The following is a 16,850-nucleotide window of genomic DNA, read 5'->3' as shown; positions in this document are numbered from 1 at the left end:
GCGTCTGGCGGTTGTTCCCCCCCGCCACACCCGGCCCGATCTGCGCCATCTCCATCAGGCTGTCCCACAGCCTGTCTCCGTTCACTCGAAGATTCTCACCCGCTGACGACATCTCATTCTCTCCCTGATGAAAGTTTATTGCATTACGTCATAGCATGCGCATATCCGAGGAAAGGACAACAGATTGCGACGATACTGATCATTCCCGACATTCCGGCAGATGCTTTGCCCTGCATTTCATGCTGTTGACGGGCAAAGCCGGACGCAAGGCACGTTGCCCGAACGCCTTCACGCTTCCGAAAATCCGAACCAGCCATTGAGAAGATGCGCGTTTGCAGGTATTCGAATGCTATTGGATCGAGGTCATTTCCGCCTACCAAAGCACGCAGGAGGCATGCCGTGGCGCATCTTCAGAATATCGACGCGGCCCACGACTCCCTGTTGCTGCGCAACCTGCCAGCGCCGATCGTCGAAACCCTTCTGTCCGACGCGATCAAGCGCAATTACGGACGCGGCGAAACGCTTTTTCTTCAGGGGGAAACCGCCCAATCGATTCATGTGGTTCTGAACGGCTGGGTAAAGCTGTACCGCGTGGGGCCGAACGGAAACGAGGCCGTGGTCAACGTATTTACCCGCGGTCACAGCTTTGGCGAGGCGATTGCCTTTCGCGGCGGGGATTACCCGGTGTCGGCCGAGGCGGTGACGGATTGCACCATGCTGCTGATCTCGGCCCGCAGCTTCATTTCGACCATGCGAAAAGAGCCAGACGTGGCGCTTGCGGTTCTGGCGTCGACCTTTCAGCACCTGCACGAACTGGTCAGCCAGGTCGAGCAGATCAAGGCGCAGACGGGGGCGCAGCGGGTGGCGGAATTTCTGTTGAAACTCTGCGAGTGCACCGAAGGGGAATGCATCGTCACGCTGCCGTATGACAAGGTTCTGATCGCCGGGCGGCTGGGGATGAAACCCGAGAGCCTGTCGCGGGCCTTTGCCAAGCTCAAACCGGTCGGGGTCACGATTTCGCGCAACCACGCCGCGATCAAGGATATCGGGGCGCTGCGCGACTATGCCGAGGAAGATCCCGCAGCCGCATGGAACAAGGCGACATGAACCGGCTGGAACAGGCCTTTGCCATGATCGACGCGGCCAATGCCGCCGATCCGACGCAGGAAGACGGGCAGCCTGCCGCGCAGCTATACGGGCAGCGCATGAGTGCCGAGATGGAGCGGCTGTTTCCCAATGCCTCAGCCCCCCTGAAAATCGCGGCACGGGGCCAACATATCGAGCGTTGGACATTGAAAAGAAAGGATTTTCCAGAAGGCCGCGCCGGATACCTGACATGGCGCAGCGAGCTGGCAAAGCACCATGCCCGGCGGGTGGGCGGGATCATGCAAGAGGCGGGATATTCAGAGGATGACGCCGCTGCCGCGGGCAGGATGATCCGCAAGGAAGGGATCAAACGCGATGCGGATGTGCAGGCGTTGGAGGACGTGATCTGTTTCGTCTTCCTGAAATGGTATTTCTCCCCGTTCGCAGGCACTCAAGACCCCGACAAGCTGGACAGGATCGTCGCCAAGACGGCACGCAAGATGTCGGCAGAGGGTCGGGCGCGGGTGCTGGACGAGTTCGACTTGCCCGAGGCGTTCGCCGAGAAATTCCGCGTCTGACGGGTGCCCTGGCCGAATCACGGTTAACAGGCTGAAATACCGAAACAATCCAGATCGGCATTGCATCGGTATCACGTCGGTATTGCGTCGGTGGGAAGATCGGTTTCGGCCCCGGGTAACAAGGCGTGCGGTGGCTTTCATGCGGGTTGGGCAAAGGTTTCGTTAAGATTCGCCCGGACACGCAAACACGACATTCACGCGCCTTACACGGCCAGCGGTGCAAGGTAGAGGCCCAAAAGCAGCAGGCAGAACAACGCCAGAGAAATCTCGAACCCGCGCCGCCAGAACGGCGCGGCGGACAGGCCGAGATAGCGGGCAAGGATCACCCGCGCCTTGAGCCATGCCAGAACGAGGATCACCGCCCCTGCCAGCGCCGCGAAGGATTGCGGCCAGTGCCAGAGCGATACGGCGGTCGAGCCGAGGCTGAGGCCGATCAGCCACAGCCACGCGCGCAACAGGGGATCGGCCGGCATCGCGATTACCTCAGCAAATAGATGACGGGGAAGAGCAGCACCCAGACCAGATCGACCATGTGCCAGAAGGCGGCTCCGGCCTCGATATTGCGCGGCGCATCCTTCCACGCGACCAGCAACAGCACCAGAACACCGGCCACCACATGCGCGGCGTGAAACCCCGTGAGAAGGTAGTAGAAGGTATAGAACGGGTGCGTATCCCAGCCAATGCCATGCGCGGTCTTGGCGGCGTATTCCGCGCCCTTGACCCACAGGAACACAACCCCCAACAGGGCCGCCGCGATCAGTGCCAAACGGGCCGCGCCCCGGCGCGCGCCTTCGCGCAGGCGCAAGGCCCATGCGGCCAGCGCCCCGCTGGTGACCAGCACAACGGTATTGATCCCGGCCCCGGTGCGATGCAATGCGTCCTGCGCTTCGGCGAAGCCTGACGGATCGGTGATGCGCACCGCCAGAAACGCCGCCAGCCCCGCCCCGAACACCAGCAGTTCACTGACGATCAGAACCCAGATCATCAGATCGCCGGGCAGCTCGTCCAGAACACTGTCGTCCGTCATGCCCCCACCAGTTCGCGGTAGATCATCGGCAAGGCTTCGGTCAGGCGTTCGGGATGCGGGATGACGTGAAAACCGCCGCGCCCGAACATGCGGGCGAACCAGCTTTTGGCCTGTTTGTCCACGGTCACGCCGAACACCGAATGCCCCGCGCGGCGGGCCTCGCGCACGGCCATGACGGTGTCTTCGATGCCGTGGCGGCCTTCGTAATGGTCGAGGTCGTTGGGCTTGCCATCGGTGATCACCAGCAACAGCCGCCGTTTGCGCGCCTGCGCGGACAGGTCCGCCGAACAATGCCGCACCGCCGCGCCAAGCCGGGTGTAGAAACCGGGGCGCAGCGCGCCGATCCGGCGTTCCACACTGGCGTTCATCGGCTGACCGAAGCCTTTGCATTCCTGCATGTAGACGCGGTCGCGCTTGAGCGAGGAAAAGGCATGGATCGCGAAATCGTCGCCGCAAGCGTCGAGACCCCAGGCGAGTGCGGCCAGGGCCTCGCGTTCGATGTCAATCACGGCGCGGTCACCCACGGCGCTTTCGGTCGAGCGCGAAACGTCCAGCAGGATCGACACGGCCAGATCGCGGGCGACCGGGCGCGATTGGCGCCAGATGCGGTTGGAGCCCGCACCGTTGGCCAGAATATCAACCCGCGCACGCACCGCCGCTTCCATATCCAGCTCATCGCCGTCCAACTGGCCGGGAATGGAGATGCGGCCGGGACGGAGGGCTTCGAACTGGCGCTTGACCTGATGGATGCGGCGCGCGGCGCGCGGGTCTTCGCGGAACGACGGGAGGCTATCGTCGTCGTCCGCTAAACTGGTCAGGACGCGCACATGATCGGGCAGGTATTGCCCGCTGCGTACGTCCCATTCGGGATAGGTCAGGACGCCGGACAGGCGTTCACGGTCGACGTCCTCGGGGGCGAGATCGAGATGCAGTTTCAGGCGCGTTGCCGGGGCTTTGGAAATCTGGCCCAGGCCGATCTCGTCCTGATCGTCAGCGGCCTTTTTCGCGCTGTCGGGATCGTCGTCGTCGACACGGCGGTTGAGGTTGAGGAACTCCGCCCAACTGAGGATCGCCTCGAACTTGTGCAGGATCAGGCTGTCGCTGCGCTCGGCCTGATCGGCGTTGCGGCGGCGGGCGCGATGCGTGCCCTGCCCGGCCTCTTCGGGAGGGCCGTCGGTGTCGCGGCTTTCCACTTCGGTTCCGGCGCTGAAGGCCAGTTCGCGCAGGTCGGGCCAGAGCGGCACCGGCAGGAAGGGGCGATAGCCGCGCGGGGCAGCGGATGCCCCCGGATCGCCCGAAATCACGGTGTCGAACAGGGTTTGCGCCTGTGGCGACAGAGGCGCCGGATCGCCCAGAAGTTGGCGGATCGTGTCCTCGACCGCCTGTTCGGTGCGCGGCAGGGGTTGGCGGCTGCGCTGTGCAAGGGTGGCGGCACAAAGCGATGCATAAAGATCGCGCAGCCCCGGTGCGGCGTCGAGCGCATCTGCGGCCATGATATGCGCCGCGGCAAGGGCGCGCAGATCGGCGCGCAACGGATCGGTTTCGGGCTGGAACGCCGGCGCATGGGCGACGGCGGCCACCAGCCACAGGTAGAGTGCGCCATTGGCCTCGCGGTCGGGGAAAACGGCCAGCGTGTCGGGCAGGCGCAGCGCCTCGCCGTCGAAACTGGCGCGCGGCGTGATCTCGGCCTCGGTGCCGAGGCGGCGCAGGAGGCCCAGACGGTGGCGCGAAACCTCGGGCGAGACCGGCCTGATCTCGACCGAATGCGCCCCGCCGAGGCCCCGGAATAGGACTGCCAGCCGCCCGCTGACCTCGGAGAGGTCAACCGCGGCTCCGTGATGCACCTGGGGCGCATCGAGACGGCTGGCAAAAGCGTGCCACAGTTTCCCGACGGTTTCTTCGGGTTCCCATGGCTCGATTTCAATCCTGGTCATGACCATACCTCACCCAAAGATGGCCGTCACAAGATCGAGGAGCCCGCGTTTGGTATCCGCGTCATCTGTCAGCGGTTCGATCATCGCCGCCTCGACCGCTCGTTCCACGGGCATGCCGCGGGCGATCAGGGTGGCCGCATAGATGACGAGGCGGGTCGAAACCCCTTCTTCCAGATCCTGCCCCTTGAGCGCGCGCAGCTTGCCGGCAAGGCGCACCAGTGCGGCGGCGCGGTCTTCGGACAGGCCGCTTTCCTGCGTGACGATCCGGGTTTCCAGATCGGGGGCGGGGAAGTCGAACTCCATCGCGACGAAGCGCTGCCGGGTGGAGGGTTTCAGGGTCTTGAGGATATTCTGGTAGCCGGGGTTGTAGGAGGCCACCAGCATGAAGCCGGGGGCGGCTTCGATTTCCTCGCCGGTGCGGTCGATCGGCAGGATGCGGCGATCGTCGGTCAGCGGGTGCAGAACGACGGTGACGTCCTTGCGCGCCTCGACCACCTCGTCGAGGTAACAGATCGCGCCCTCGCGCACCGCGCGGGTCAGGGGGCCGTCGACCCACACGGTTTCCCCGCCCTTGAGCAGGTAGCGCCCGATCAGGTCCGCCGCCGACAGGTCGTCATGGCAGGCCACGGTATAGAGCGGGCGGCCAAGTTGCGCGGCCATATGCGCCACGAACCGGGTCTTGCCGCAGCCTGTCGGCCCTTTCAGGAGGACCGGCAGATCGTTTTCGCTGGCCGCGTGAAACAGCGCGCATTCGTCGCCCTGGGCCAGGTAGAAGGGGGCGTCGGCCGCCCCCTTCTGTTGGAGGTCGATATGTCCGTCCATGGGGTTCACTCCGCTGCGACCGATGCGTCGGTGGTGATGACTTCCTTACGGGGCAGGGCCAGCGAGTAGATCAGCAGGAGAACCCCGATGAACACCACCACGCCCGAACCGAAGCGCATCCAGTAGAACAGGCCGAGCTGGTCCTGAACGTCCATGTAATAGTCGCCCATCACCCGTTGCAGGTGGGTCTGGATCGTGCCCGCGAAGGTCAGGGTGAAGGTCATGAAGACCATCCCGCCCGACATCAGCCAGAACGCGGCCATGTTCAGCACCTGGTTATAGGGATCGCGGTTGCGCAGGATCGGCAGCGCATAGGTGAAGATCGCGATGTTCAGGCAGACATAGGCGCCGTAGAAGGCAAGGTGCCCGTGCGCGGCGGTGATCTGCGTGCCGTGGGTATAGTAGTTGACCCCGTGCAGCGTGTGCAGGAAGCCCCATACGCCCGCGCCGAAGAAGGCCAGCGTGGCACAGCCGAGCGACCACAGGAGCGCCGCCTTGTTCGGGTGATCGCGGCGGCCCTTCCAGACCATCACGAAGGCAAAGGCCATCATCGCGAAGAACGGGATCACTTCGAGGCTGGAGAAGATCGAGCCGATCCACTGCCAGTAACCCGGCGTCCCGATCCAGTAATAGTGGTGTCCGGTCCCGAGGATGCCCGAGAACAGCGCGGCGGCGACGATGACATAAAGCCACTTTTCCACCACCTCGCGGTCCACGCCCGTCAGCTTGAGCATCAGGAAGGCCAGGATCGACGCCATGATCAGTTCCCACACGCCTTCGACCCAGAGGTGAACGATGTACCACCAATACTGTTTGTCCACGGCAAGGTTATGCGGATTGTAGAAGGCAAAAAGGAACAACAGCGCCAGCCCCCACAGCCCGAGGATCAGGATGTTGGAGATCGCGGTTTTCCGCCCCTGCAGGATGGTCATGGTGACGTTGTAGAGGAAGATCAGGGCCGCCACGACGATGCCGATCTTGACCCAGACGGGTTGCTCGATGAACTCGCGCCCTTCCTTGCCCAGAAGCCAGTGCCCCTCGAACAGGTTGAACAGGTAGGTCACGACCACGCCAAGCGTGCCCAGCACCAGAATGCCAAGCTGGATATAGGCCAGTTTGGTCGAATGGATCTCACGCTCGGCCTCTTCCGGGATCAGGAAATAGGCCGCACCGAAGAAGCCCAGCAACAGCCAGACGATCAGCGAGTTGGTATGCAGCATCCGAAGCGTGCTGAAGGGCACGAGTTCGGACAGGAAGTTGGGGCTGACATAGACCCAGCCGACCAGAAGGCCGCCAATGATCTGGATGGCGAACAGCCCGAGCGCCACACCGAAATAGGCAAGCGCGATTTTTTGTGATTCGTATTTCATGGGTCCGGTCCTTTCTCAGCCCGCGTCGTTCGGGGGCCAGTCCTGCGCGTCGATATCGTCGACCCAGAGCAGGAAATCGGCCAGTGCGCGTGTTTCCTCTTCGCTCAGGTCGAAGAACGGCATCTGGCGGCGGCCTTCGATGCCGCTGGGTTGCGATTTCATCCAACCGTCAAGCATCTCATAAGCGGCTTCGGGATCGTCCGTGGCGCCCCAACGGGTCATCACATTGGCCAGTTCCGGCGCGAAATACGCACCTTCACCGAGGATCGAGTGGCAGTTGATGCAGGTTTTGTCCTCCCAGACCTTTTTGCCCAGCACGACACTTTCGGTCAGCGTTTCGGCATTGGTCGAGGTGGTCACGATATAGCGGTGCGAATGCACCGACAGTCCGATGAAGATGATGATGAAGAACAGTGACCCGCCATAAAATATGTTCCGGGCCATGCTCTTGGTCATGACTTCGCGCATGATGCTCTCCTTTGCGCGTGAGTTCCGATGGGGACAGCATCGGCGCGCGCGGTGTCCATCTCCTTGACCAAAGTCAACGGTGCGACCACCGGGTCATTTTTCCTCGCGCAGGCGGGGGCCGGTGAAGGCGGGCCAGAGTGCCACGAGATAGAGCGTGAAGGCCGCGATCCACATTGCACCGGCGACCAGCATCATCGGGAAATACAGATCCATCGACAGGCTGGATGCAGTCCAGCGCAGCCCGGCGGCCACCGCGACAAGGCCATAGGCCAGCGCCACCGCCCCCGGCGCAACCAGCGCGCGGCCCGTGTGGCCAAGGATTGCCCGGCTCATCACCGCCAGCGTCATACCGCCCACCGCGCCGATCCCCAGAACGTGCAGCGCGGCAACCTCGCTGCCTTGGCCGAACGCACTGAGGCCCCAGAGGACAAGACCCGCGCCAAGCATCCCCATCCCCAGATGCAGCGCCCAGAGGATGGGCTGCCGCAATGTCCAAAGCGATCCCCAGAATGCGATTCGCAGAATTTGCGCGACCCCGCCCGCGATGGCGAACGACGCGGTCAGGACATCCGGCGCACCGACAAGCAACGCCAGCGTTGTCAGCGAGATCAGGGCGATGGCGGCGATATCCAGGGGCTTGCGGCTGCGCGGCAGGTCGGAGTCGGCCACACCGGCGCGTTTCATGGCGTTGCGGGTAAAGCCCGGCGTCACCCGCCCGCCCAGCACGGCGATCATCAGGCACAATGAAAACAGCCCCACGCGCAGCCCGGTATACAGCGTATCGTCCGTAAGGCCGATCCATTCCAGATGCACCAAAAGGTTGCCCAGCCAGATAAGCGAGAGAAACGCCAGGAACGCGACATTCTGCGGTTTGGGCCGTTTGACCAGCATCAGCGCGATCTTGACCCCCAGCATCGGCAGGAAGGCCAGGTCGACCACAGCCACCAACACGGGCGGCAAGCCCCCCGACACCCAGACTGCGGCGCGCCCGGCCAGCCAGACCAGCGCCGCCAGTGTGACGAATATCTGCGCCGCCGCGCGCGATCCTGTCCAGTTGGGCACCGCCGTCAGGAAAAAGCCGCCCAATACGGCGCCAGCGTAGCCAAAGATCATTTCATGGGCATGCCACAGATGCGGCGCGGCGGCGAACGGCATGTCGTTGACCATCCCTCCGGCGGTATGCACCCCCAGCCAGATTTCCCAGACCAGAAGGGCACAGACGGCATAAAGACCGGCCGCCATGAAGAACACGCGATAGGGCTCGCCCAGGACTCGTTTCAGTGTCGCGATCATCGGATCAGTCTCCGGCAGGGGCGGCTTTGCGCGCGCGGCGCTTGAGAACAGGGCAGGTGGCGGGATCGTTCATCACCACCTGGCAGCGCAGGCAAAGTACGCATTCATTGGGATTGATGCGCCCGATCGGGTCGATCGCCCCGACGGTGCATTTGGTCTCACACAAACGGCATTCGCGCCCGCATTGCGGACGGCGGTGCAACCAGTCGAAAATCCTGAGCTTGGCCGGAATCGCCAGTGCGGCCCCCAGCGGGCACAGGTAGCGGCAATAGAATCGCTCGATGAACAGACCCGCCACCAGAAGCACCAGCACGAAGGCCACGAAGGGCCATGCGCGCAGCATCCGCATGGAAATGGCGGTTTTGAACGGTTCGGCCTCGGCCAGGATCAGGGCATGTTTCATCGAATAGAAGGACAGCGCGAGGATCGCCACGAAAAGCGTGTACTTGATGATCCAGAGCCGTTCATGCAGGGCGTGCGGCACGGCGATTTGCGCAATGCCAAGGCGGCGCGCGGCGGCGTTCATCAGCTCCTGCAACGCGCCGAAGGGGCACAACCAGCCGCAGAACACCCCCCGCCCCCAGAACAGCAGGCCCAGCGCCACACCGGCCCAGAGGGTGAAGATCACCGGCTCGATCAGGAAGGTTTCCCAGTTGAACCCCGACAGCAGGGATTGCACGAAGGCCACCACCTGCACGACCGACAACTGCCCGTTTAGCCCCCAGCCCAGCCAGAACAGCGTCAGCGCGAGGAAGCTCAGGCGGAGGCGCAGCCACAGTTTCGGGCGGCGCACCAGCGTTTCCTGAAACAGCATGATCAGGGTCAGCGCCCCCATCATCGCCGCGACGCTGGCCACCTGGAACCGCTTGTTCTGCCATTGCGCCTGCCAAAGCGGGGCGGGGCCTGCGGGCGGTTCGGTGATATAGGCACCGGGCAACTGGTAGGGGATCGAAAGGGTGAATTGCACCTCGCCGCCATCTGTGGCGGGGCGGGTGGCCGTCAGCTCCACGGTAAAAGGCTGCGTGGCGTCGAACCCTTCGCCCGGCAGACGGAACAGGCTGCGTTCTTTCATATCCGGGGCATCCGGCGCGGCAAGCGCGTCGATCCGGGTATAGCCCGGTTTGACCACGGCGATACGCGCCTCGCCCTGAATGACGGTAATGCGGTCGAACACCCCGCTGCGCCGCCAGTCCACACCACGATGCGAATAGACCCCGCGCGAGGCCACGAACAACACGGTCTCACCGGGGGCCAGCGCCCCCACGGCGCGCGTATATTGCTGCTGGCCCAGAATGTTGCGTCCGATCGAAGGCGGATCGGCCAGTGCAACGTACAGGTCGATGAACGGTGCGTCGCCCTCGGGGATCGCCACCTTGGCCCCTTCGAGGCGTGCACGGGCCTCGCTCAGTGTCACCATACCGCTCGCAATGGCCCCCTGCCCCATCAGGTCCGCCCAGCTGCGCGAGACAAACCCGACGCGGTCGATTCCACCGCCCGGCAGAATACCGCGTGCGATGGCCAGCGTGCGGGCGGTGCGCAGGATCGAATCGCGGATCACGCCCGTTGACACCGTCGCGCGCGAGATGATGTCGGGCATGTCCGGCCCGTCCCCCGCGCCTTCGGGCGCGGCCAGATCGGTGCCAGCGAAGCCGCCGACGAAACTGGAAATGTCCTCGTCGGACAGGCCCAGCGTCAGAATCGGCTCGGAATGGCGCATCAGTCGCGCCCCGGCGATACGAGCGCTGTTGTCCACGGCGACCAACACATCCAGAGGCCGCCCCGAATACCCGACCGAGCGCGCGATTTCCCATGTCGAGGCGATATAGCCGACCGGTCCGTCAAGATCGCTGACCTGCCAGCCCGCAACCGGCCCCTCCTGTCGCAGGATCGTGGGCAAGGTGGCCAACCCGAACAGGGTTTGCGCCAGAGCGCGATCAGGCGCGGCGGCGCGCGCAGCCTCTTCCGAGGAAGGGCGTGCCACGCCCTGTGCCATCGCCGCACGCGGGCCTGACGCGATGCTCGCACCAAGCAGCAGAATAGCCAGGCAAAGGGTCATGATCCGGGTCATGACGCAACAGTCGCGCCGGAGCGCCCAACAAGCGTTGACTTTAGTCAAGGAGCATTCCGCCCACGAGGCGCACCATTGGCGGGCCTCACCAGCGGAATTGGAGACGACCCAAATGAAACCGAAGATTTCCAAATGGCGCACGACGCTCCTGTCGAGTGCTGCCATAGCCATGGGGCTTGCCGTATCGGCTGCCAATGCGCAGGAAGAAAAGCCAAAGGACCATGCCGACGGCCCCGCCGCCGCGTATGAGCCCAGCATGACGACACTGGGCCAGCTCCAGGTCGAGATTCCCGGTCGCAAGCCGGGTGACCCGGTGATGACGCCCAGCGAATACCAAAAGGCCAACACGATCTATTTCGAGCGTTGCGCCGGTTGCCACGGTGTGCTGCGCAAAGGTGCGACGGGTAAGGCCCTGACCACCGATATCACGCGTGAAAACGGATTCGAGTACCTGCGCGACTTCATCACCTACGGTTCGCCTGCAGGTATGCCGAACTGGGGCACCTCGGGCGACCTGACCGAAGAAGAAGTCGACATGATGGCCCGCTACATCCTGCTGGACCCGGCCGAGCCGCCGGAATTCGGCATGCCCGAGATGAAGGCCACATGGAAAGTCCATATTGCGCCTGAAGACCGGCCCACCGAGAAGATGAACGATATCGACATCGACAACCTGTTCTCGGTCACGCTGCGCGATGCGGGCCAGATCGCCCTGATCGACGGCTCCAGCTATGAGATCAAGTCGATCATCAACACCGGGTATGCCGTTCACATCAGCCGTATCTCGGCCTCGGGCCGGTATCTGTTCGTGATTGGCCGCGACGCCAAGGTGAACATGATCGACCTGTGGATGGAAGAGCCCGCCACCGTGGCCGAAATCAAGATCGGTTCCGAGGCGCGGTCGATCGAAACGTCGAAGATGGAAGGCTGGGAAGACAAATACGCCATCGGCGGGTCCTACTGGCCACCGCAATACGTGATCATGGACGGCGACACGCTGGAGCCGCTCAAGATCAAGTCGACCCGCGGCATGATCTATGACGAGCAGACCTATCACCCCGAACCGCGTGTGGCGGCGATCCTGAGCTCGCACTACAACCCCGAGTTCATCGTCAACATCAAGGAAACCGGCAAGATTCACCTCGTGGATTATTCGGACATCAAGAGCCTGAAGATCACCGAGGTCGAGGCCGAACGCTTCCTGCATGACGGCGGTCTGGACAGTTCCAAGCGCTACTTCCTGACGGCGGCCAACGCCCGCAACAAGGTGGTGGTGATGGACACCAAGGAAGGTGACGTCGAAGCGGTGATCGACACCGAAGGCCTGACTCCGCACCCCGGTCGCGGCGCCAACATCAACCACCCGACCTACGGCCCCGTATGGGTGACCTCGCACCTCGGCGACGACACCGTGGCCATGATCGGCACCGACCCGGAAGGTCATCCCGACCATGCCTGGAAAATGGTGCAGCAGGTGTATGCAATGGGCGGCGGGTCTCTGTTCGTCAAGACGCACCCGAAATCGGAGCACCTCTATGTCGATGCGCCGCTGAACCCGGATGCCGAAGTCTCCGGCTCGGTGGCGGTCTTCAAGATTGCCGACCTCGCGCAGGAAGAGCCCGAGTTCACCGTTCTGCCGCTGGTGGAATGGGCCGGTATCGCCGATGGCCAACCCCGCGTCGTGCAGGGCGAGTTCAACAAGGCCGGCAACGAGATCTGGTTCTCGCTGTGGAACGCCAAGGACAAGGAATCGGCCATTGTCGTGGTCGATGACAAGACGCTGGAGCTCAAGACGGTGATCAAGGACGAACGCCTGATCACACCGACGGGCAAGTTCAACGTCTACAACACACGCGCCGACGTTTACTGACGCGCTCCGCCGGGGGCTGTCACGGCCCCCGGCACACTCCAACCAAGTTTATTCATGAAAGCCCGCGCAACAGGAGCCAGCAACATGACAGGGACAGGCAAAGTATATCTTATCGGGGCCGGACCCGGCGCTGTCGATCTGATGACCCTGCGTGCGGTCAGGATGCTGAAAGAGGCCGAAGCGGTTGTGTACGACCGGCTGGTTTCATCCGAAATTCTCGATCTTGCCCCGGCCGCCGCGCAAATGGTGCCGGTGGGCAAGGCCCCGAAATGCCATACCGTTCCACAGGAACGGATCAACGAAATTCTTGTCGAACTGGCCGAAAGCGGCCTGACCGTCGCGCGGCTGAAGGGGGGCGATCCGCTGATCTTCGGGCGCGGCTCGGAAGAGGCCGCGCATCTGGAGGCCTGCGGCATCGCGGTGGAATACGCACCGGGGATCACCGCCGCGCAGGGCATGGCCGCCTGGACCGGCGTGCCGCTGACCCATCGCGGACTGGCCACCGGGGTGCGCTATGTCACCGGGCACAGGGCCAGGGATGCGCGTCTGGATCTGGACTGGAAAAGCCTTGCCAGCGAGGACACGACGCTGGTCGTCTACATGGGCGCGGCCAATATCGCCGAAATCGCCCTGCGCCTGATGGGCGAGGGAATGCCCGGCGCGCTGCCGGTGCTGGCGATCTCGAATGCCACGACCCCGCGCGAGGCGCGGCTTGTATCGCGACTGGACCGGATCGGTCTGGACATCGCCGAGACGCCGATGCGCGCGCCGGTCCTGTTTGTCATCGGGCATGTGGTGTCTCTTTACCGTGATCTGCCCATCCCGGCGGCGGAACCTGTCGCCGAAGCGACGGTCATGGCCGGTGAGTAGGCTTGCGATCATACTGGCGCTGATCGCAACGCCCGCTCTGGCCGAAGGGCCGGACGCGCAGGCGCTGGAGCGTCTGGTGCGGCAGGATTGCGGATCGTGCCACGGGCTGACGCTCAGGGGCGGGCTGGGCCCGGACATTCGCCCCGAGGCCCTGTCGCATTATGAACCCGAGGTGCTGCAAGGCGTGATCATGGATGGCATCCCCGGCACCCCGATGCCCCCCTGGCGTCCACTTCTGACCGAGGCCGAGGCCGCCTGGATCGCGGATTACCTTCTGAACGGAGCAACGCAATGACTGCACTGCAACGTATATTCGGGGGCGCTGCCCCCGTCGCCCGTCGGGCGACTCCCCCGGAGTATTTCCAGAACGGTGAAAGACGCGGTTTGGCGATGCGCGGCGCGATAACGGCGGTGGCGCTGGCGATGTGCGCGACCGGTCTTGCCGCCCAGGATATCCGGGCGACCGGCGATCTGGGGCTGGTGGTGGAACGCGCCACCGGATCTCTGGTGGTGGTGGATCAGTCCGAGCGGGCCCGGATCGGGCGGATCGAAGGGCTTGGCGATCTGTCGCATGCGTCGCTGGTCTATTCGCCGGATGAACGGTTTGCCTATGTCTTTGGCCGCGACGGCGGTCTGACCAAGGTCGATATCGTCGAACAATCCGTCGTGGGGCGCGTCATGCAGGCGGGGAATTCCATCGGCGGCGCGATTTCGGACGACGGACAATACGTTGCCGTATCGAACTACGAACCGGGCGGTGTGCGTATCTTTGACGCCGACACGCTGGACCTGGTCGCCGACATCCCGACCGGGGGCAAAACCATCGGGCTGGTGGACATCCCCGGAGGACGCTTCGTGTTTTCGCTGTGGGATCAGGGCGAGACATGGATCGCCGACCTGTCCTCGGGCGAGACCCGGATCACGAAAATCGAGGGCATGGGGACCAACCCCTATGACGCCCTAGTCACCGGCGACGGGCGCACCTATATCGCCGGGCTGTTCGGAGAAGACCACCTGACGGCGCTGGACCTCTGGCAAGACATCCCCCGGCCACAGAAGATCCTTCCCGGCTATGCCGAGGGCCGCGAGGGTCTGCCCGTCTACAAGATGCCGCATCTGGAGGGCTGGGCGCTGGCGGGGCATGAATTCGTGCTGCCCGCCATGGGCCAGCATGAAGTGCTGTGGGTGGACGCCCGCAGCCTGCAGGAAACCGGACGCACCGCCACTCACGGACAGCCGGTATTTGCCATGGCCCGCCCGGACGGGCGGCAGGTCTGGGTGAACTTCGCACATCCGAAGAACGACACGATCCAGGTGATCGACACGATCACGAAGGACGTCATCCATCAGTTCAAACCCGGCCCCGGTGTATTGCACATGGAATTCACGCCGCGCGGGCATGAGGTATGGCTGTCGGTGCGCGATGCCGGGAAGATCATGGTTTACGACACGCAGACATTCGAGAAACTGCGCGAGATCGACGCCGAAAGCCCGTCGGGCATCTTTTTCACCGCCCGCGCGCACCGCACGGGACTGTGACAGATGGAGGGCGTGCATCATCCCATCGACCGGGCGCTGCTGGATGACTGGCAGCGCGATTTCCCGGTGACCACGCGGCCCTTTCTGACCCTGGCCGAACATCTGGGCACCAGCGAAAGCGATGTCATCACCCGGCTGCGCACCAAGATCGAGCACGGACAGATCACCCGTGTCGGCGCCACCTGCGCCCCCAACACGATCTCGGCCAGCACGCTGGCCGCCGTGGCCGCCCCCGAAGACCGGATCGAAGAGGTCGCCCGCATTATCGGCGCTGAACAGGGCGTCAACCATTCGTACCTGCGCGAACATGACTGGAACCTCTGGTTCGTGGCGACCGGCCCGGACAGGGCGCATGTCGATGCGGCCCTTGAACGCATTGGCAAGAACAGCGGGCTGCGTGTACTCGATTTGCGTCTCGTCCGGCCATTCAAACTGGATCTCGGCTTCAGTTTGCGGCGTGGAGAACGGCGCGACCACGTCACAACCAGCCCGGACATCTCGGCCCTGCAACCCGGAGACCGGGATATCGTGCAGTCCCTGATGCGCGGACTGCCGATCGTTCCGCATCCCTACCAAGAAATCGCGAACCGCCTGAACCGCAGCGAAACCGAGGTCATGACCCGGATCAAAGCACTGAGCGATGCGCGTATCATCTCGCGGCTCGGGGTAATCGTGCGGCATCGTGCATTGGGCTGGCGTTCGAACGCGATGGTCGTCTGGCATTTGCCGCATGAAGCGATCACAACCGCCGGGCCGGCATTGGCCGCGCAGCCGGGCGTGACACTGTGCTATGAACGAACCCCGGTCGAGGGCGTCTGGCCCTATCGCCTGTATTCCATGTTCCATGCGCGCAGCCGGGCCGAGGCGCTGGAACGACTGACCGCCGCCGCATCTCTGCCCGAATTGCGCGACGTGCCGCACAGGGCATTGTTTTCCAGCCGGTGTTTCAAACAGACCGGCGCGATGGTCGGCCCCGAAAGGACGCCCGCATGACACCCGACGACACAGACCGTGCGATTCTCAATCGCCTGCAGGACGGGATGCCGATTGCCCCGGCCCCGTTCGATGCGATCGCCAAAGAACTGGGGATCACCACAGAGAACCTCTTGGAACGGCTGGAACGGATGAAAGAGGCACGCATTATCACGCGTTTCGGCCCGTTTTACGACGCCGCCGCCATGGGCGGGGCCTTTTGCCTGTGCGCGATGGAAGTGCCCGAAGATCAATTCGAGACCGTCGTGACAAAAGTCAATTCCTTCGCCGAGGTGGCGCATAATTATGAGCGCAGTCACCGGCTCAACATGTGGTTCGTTCTGGCCACAGAAACCGAAGAGGATATCGAGACGGTGGCTATGTCCCTGGAACGGGAAACGGGGCTGCGCGTGCTCCGTTTCCCGAAACTCAGGGAGTTCTTCATCGGCTTCAGGGTAGCGGCATGAGCATCGATTCGACAGACAGGGCCATCATCGCGGCGACACAGGCGGGCCTTCCGCTTGTCCCGCATCCCTATGCCAGTGTCGCCGCCGATCTGAGCCTGTCCGAAGCCGCCCTGATCGAGCGCATGCAAGACATGCAGGAGCGCGGGATCATCCGGCGCATTGCGGTCGCACCCAATCACTATGCCCTCGGCATGACTGCGAATGGCATGTCGGTGTGGGATGTCGAAGATCCCCGCATTGCCGATCTGGGCCCGCAAGTGGGCGCGTTGGAGTTCGTCAGCCATTGCTATGAACGCCCCCGGTCTCTGCCCGACTGGCCCTACAACCTGTTCGCCATGATCCACGGCGTGTCCCGTGACGAGGTGGAGGAGAAACGCATCGCAATCGCCGCCCTTCTGGGACAGGCCTGCCGGAGCAGCGACATTCTTTATTCTTCGCGCATTTTGAAAAAGACCGGGCTGCGGCTGCGGTCGAAGGAGGGCTGAG

17 protein-coding genes are annotated in these 16,850 nt (G+C 63.6%); 9 read left to right on the top strand and 8 right to left on the bottom strand.

Going from position 1 to position 16,850, the window contains the following annotated elements:
- Window positions 1–399: 399 nt before the first annotated feature.
- Both KPG71_RS18395 and KPG71_RS18390 read left to right on the top strand, forming a co-directional pair.
- The gene (locus KPG71_RS18395) at window positions 400–1,107 is read left to right on the top strand and encodes a Crp/Fnr family transcriptional regulator (RefSeq protein ID WP_367397391.1); all 708 of its coding nucleotides are present in this window, start codon (window positions 400–402) and stop codon (window positions 1,105–1,107) included.
- The gene (locus KPG71_RS18390) at window positions 1,104–1,664 is read left to right on the top strand and encodes a DUF4202 domain-containing protein (protein ID WP_216340049.1); all 561 of its coding nucleotides are present in this window, start codon (window positions 1,104–1,106) and stop codon (window positions 1,662–1,664) included. Before KPG71_RS18395 ends, KPG71_RS18390 begins: the two co-directional genes overlap by 4 nt.
- Before the next feature lie 203 nt (window positions 1,665–1,867).
- Here the strand turns inward: KPG71_RS18390 and KPG71_RS18385 are convergent, their stop codons facing one another.
- From KPG71_RS18385 to KPG71_RS18350, 8 genes are all read right to left on the bottom strand, one after another.
- A complete protein-coding gene (locus tag KPG71_RS18385; protein ID WP_253196370.1) occupies window positions 1,868–2,137 on the bottom strand; it encodes a nitric oxide reductase F protein in 270 nt (89 codons plus the stop codon).
- A 5-nt stretch (window positions 2,138–2,142) separates the two neighbouring features.
- Entirely contained in the window at window positions 2,143–2,691 is a 549-nt protein-coding gene (locus KPG71_RS18380) for a cytochrome c oxidase subunit 3 (protein ID WP_216340039.1), read from the bottom strand.
- The gene (locus KPG71_RS18375) at window positions 2,688–4,625 is read right to left on the bottom strand and encodes a nitric oxide reductase activation protein NorD (RefSeq protein ID WP_216340037.1); all 1,938 of its coding nucleotides are present in this window, start codon (window positions 4,623–4,625) and stop codon (window positions 2,688–2,690) included. Before KPG71_RS18375 ends, KPG71_RS18380 begins: the two co-directional genes overlap by 4 nt.
- Before the next feature lie 9 nt (window positions 4,626–4,634).
- Window positions 4,635–5,447, bottom strand: a complete 813-nt coding sequence (locus KPG71_RS18370; RefSeq protein WP_216340035.1) for a CbbQ/NirQ/NorQ/GpvN family protein — start codon at window positions 5,445–5,447, stop codon at window positions 4,635–4,637.
- Between the two features lie 5 nt (window positions 5,448–5,452).
- Complete coding sequence (locus KPG71_RS18365) at window positions 5,453–6,817, bottom strand: cbb3-type cytochrome c oxidase subunit I (protein WP_216340033.1); 1,365 nt, start codon at window positions 6,815–6,817, stop codon at window positions 5,453–5,455.
- 15 nt (window positions 6,818–6,832) lie between these two features.
- Window positions 6,833–7,285, bottom strand: a complete 453-nt coding sequence (locus KPG71_RS18360; protein WP_216340032.1) for a cytochrome c — start codon at window positions 7,283–7,285, stop codon at window positions 6,833–6,835.
- Between the two features lie 93 nt (window positions 7,286–7,378).
- Window positions 7,379–8,578, bottom strand: coding sequence for an NnrS family protein (locus KPG71_RS18355; protein ID WP_216340030.1), 1,200 nt, complete (start codon window positions 8,576–8,578; stop codon window positions 7,379–7,381).
- 4 nt (window positions 8,579–8,582) lie between these two features.
- Window positions 8,583–10,634 carry a NosR/NirI family protein gene (locus KPG71_RS18350; RefSeq protein WP_253196369.1) on the bottom strand — a complete coding sequence of 684 codons (2,052 nt, stop codon included), beginning with the start codon at window positions 10,632–10,634 and terminating at the stop codon, window positions 8,583–8,585.
- Between the two features lie 124 nt (window positions 10,635–10,758).
- On the opposite strand from KPG71_RS18350, the gene KPG71_RS18345 reads away from it, so the two are divergent.
- The 7 genes from KPG71_RS18345 to KPG71_RS18315 all read left to right on the top strand — a co-directional run bounded on the left by KPG71_RS18345 (window position 10,759) and on the right by KPG71_RS18315 (window position 16,849).
- Entirely contained in the window at window positions 10,759–12,516 is a 1,758-nt protein-coding gene (locus tag KPG71_RS18345; RefSeq protein ID WP_216340026.1) for a nitrite reductase, read from the top strand.
- A gap of 84 nt (window positions 12,517–12,600) precedes the next feature.
- Window positions 12,601–13,386: a uroporphyrinogen-III C-methyltransferase gene (gene cobA, locus KPG71_RS18340; protein WP_216340024.1), complete on the top strand. Its 786-nt coding sequence runs from the start codon at window positions 12,601–12,603 to the stop codon at window positions 13,384–13,386.
- Window positions 13,379–13,681, top strand: coding sequence for a cytochrome c (locus tag KPG71_RS18335; protein ID WP_367397390.1), 303 nt, complete (start codon window positions 13,379–13,381; stop codon window positions 13,679–13,681). Before cobA ends, KPG71_RS18335 begins: the two co-directional genes overlap by 8 nt.
- Window positions 13,682–13,809: 128 nt before the next feature.
- Window positions 13,810–14,925 carry a cytochrome D1 domain-containing protein gene (locus KPG71_RS18330; protein ID WP_253196371.1) on the top strand — a complete coding sequence of 372 codons (1,116 nt, stop codon included), beginning with the start codon at window positions 13,810–13,812 and terminating at the stop codon, window positions 14,923–14,925.
- A 3-nt stretch (window positions 14,926–14,928) separates the two neighbouring features.
- Entirely contained in the window at window positions 14,929–15,918 is a 990-nt protein-coding gene (locus KPG71_RS18325; RefSeq protein ID WP_216340021.1) for an Lrp/AsnC family transcriptional regulator, read from the top strand.
- Window positions 15,915–16,364, top strand: coding sequence for an Lrp/AsnC family transcriptional regulator (locus KPG71_RS18320; protein ID WP_216340018.1), 450 nt, complete (start codon window positions 15,915–15,917; stop codon window positions 16,362–16,364). Before KPG71_RS18325 ends, KPG71_RS18320 begins: the two co-directional genes overlap by 4 nt.
- Entirely contained in the window at window positions 16,361–16,849 is a 489-nt protein-coding gene (locus KPG71_RS18315; protein ID WP_216340016.1) for an Lrp/AsnC family transcriptional regulator, read from the top strand. Before KPG71_RS18320 ends, KPG71_RS18315 begins: the two co-directional genes overlap by 4 nt.
- The last annotated feature ends 1 nt before the right edge of the window (window position 16,850 follow it).

The sequence above is a fragment of the Roseovarius sp. PS-C2 genome (assembly GCF_018862045.1).
GTDB lineage: Bacteria > Pseudomonadota > Alphaproteobacteria > Rhodobacterales > Rhodobacteraceae > Roseovarius.
Note: the sequence above shows the minus strand (reverse complement) of the source record. Positions and strands in the feature narration are given on the sequence as shown.

Coding starts and splice junctions, on each gene's coding strand:
- KPG71_RS18390 (WP_216340049.1), top strand. CDS start 1,104: ATGAACCGGCTGGAACAGGCCTTTGCCATGATCGACGCGGCCAATGCC.
- KPG71_RS18385 (WP_253196370.1), bottom strand. CDS start 2,137: ATGCCGGCCGATCCCCTGTTGCGCGCGTGGCTGTGGCTGATCGGCCTC.
- KPG71_RS18380 (WP_216340039.1), bottom strand. CDS start 2,691: ATGACGGACGACAGTGTTCTGGACGAGCTGCCCGGCGATCTGATGATC.
- KPG71_RS18375 (WP_216340037.1), bottom strand. CDS start 4,625: ATGACCAGGATTGAAATCGAGCCATGGGAACCCGAAGAAACCGTCGGG.
- KPG71_RS18370 (WP_216340035.1), bottom strand. CDS start 5,447: ATGGACGGACATATCGACCTCCAACAGAAGGGGGCGGCCGACGCCCCC.
- KPG71_RS18365 (WP_216340033.1), bottom strand. CDS start 6,817: ATGAAATACGAATCACAAAAAATCGCGCTTGCCTATTTCGGTGTGGCG.
- KPG71_RS18360 (WP_216340032.1), bottom strand. CDS start 7,285: ATGCGCGAAGTCATGACCAAGAGCATGGCCCGGAACATATTTTATGGC.
- KPG71_RS18355 (WP_216340030.1), bottom strand. CDS start 8,578: ATGATCGCGACACTGAAACGAGTCCTGGGCGAGCCCTATCGCGTGTTC.
- KPG71_RS18350 (WP_253196369.1), bottom strand. CDS start 10,634: ATGACCCTTTGCCTGGCTATTCTGCTGCTTGGTGCGAGCATCGCGTCA.
- KPG71_RS18345 (WP_216340026.1), top strand. CDS start 10,759: ATGAAACCGAAGATTTCCAAATGGCGCACGACGCTCCTGTCGAGTGCT.
- cobA (WP_216340024.1), top strand. CDS start 12,601: ATGACAGGGACAGGCAAAGTATATCTTATCGGGGCCGGACCCGGCGCT.
- KPG71_RS18330 (WP_253196371.1), top strand. CDS start 13,810: ATGTGCGCGACCGGTCTTGCCGCCCAGGATATCCGGGCGACCGGCGAT.
- KPG71_RS18325 (WP_216340021.1), top strand. CDS start 14,929: ATGGAGGGCGTGCATCATCCCATCGACCGGGCGCTGCTGGATGACTGG.
- KPG71_RS18320 (WP_216340018.1), top strand. CDS start 15,915: ATGACACCCGACGACACAGACCGTGCGATTCTCAATCGCCTGCAGGAC.
- KPG71_RS18315 (WP_216340016.1), top strand. CDS start 16,361: ATGAGCATCGATTCGACAGACAGGGCCATCATCGCGGCGACACAGGCG.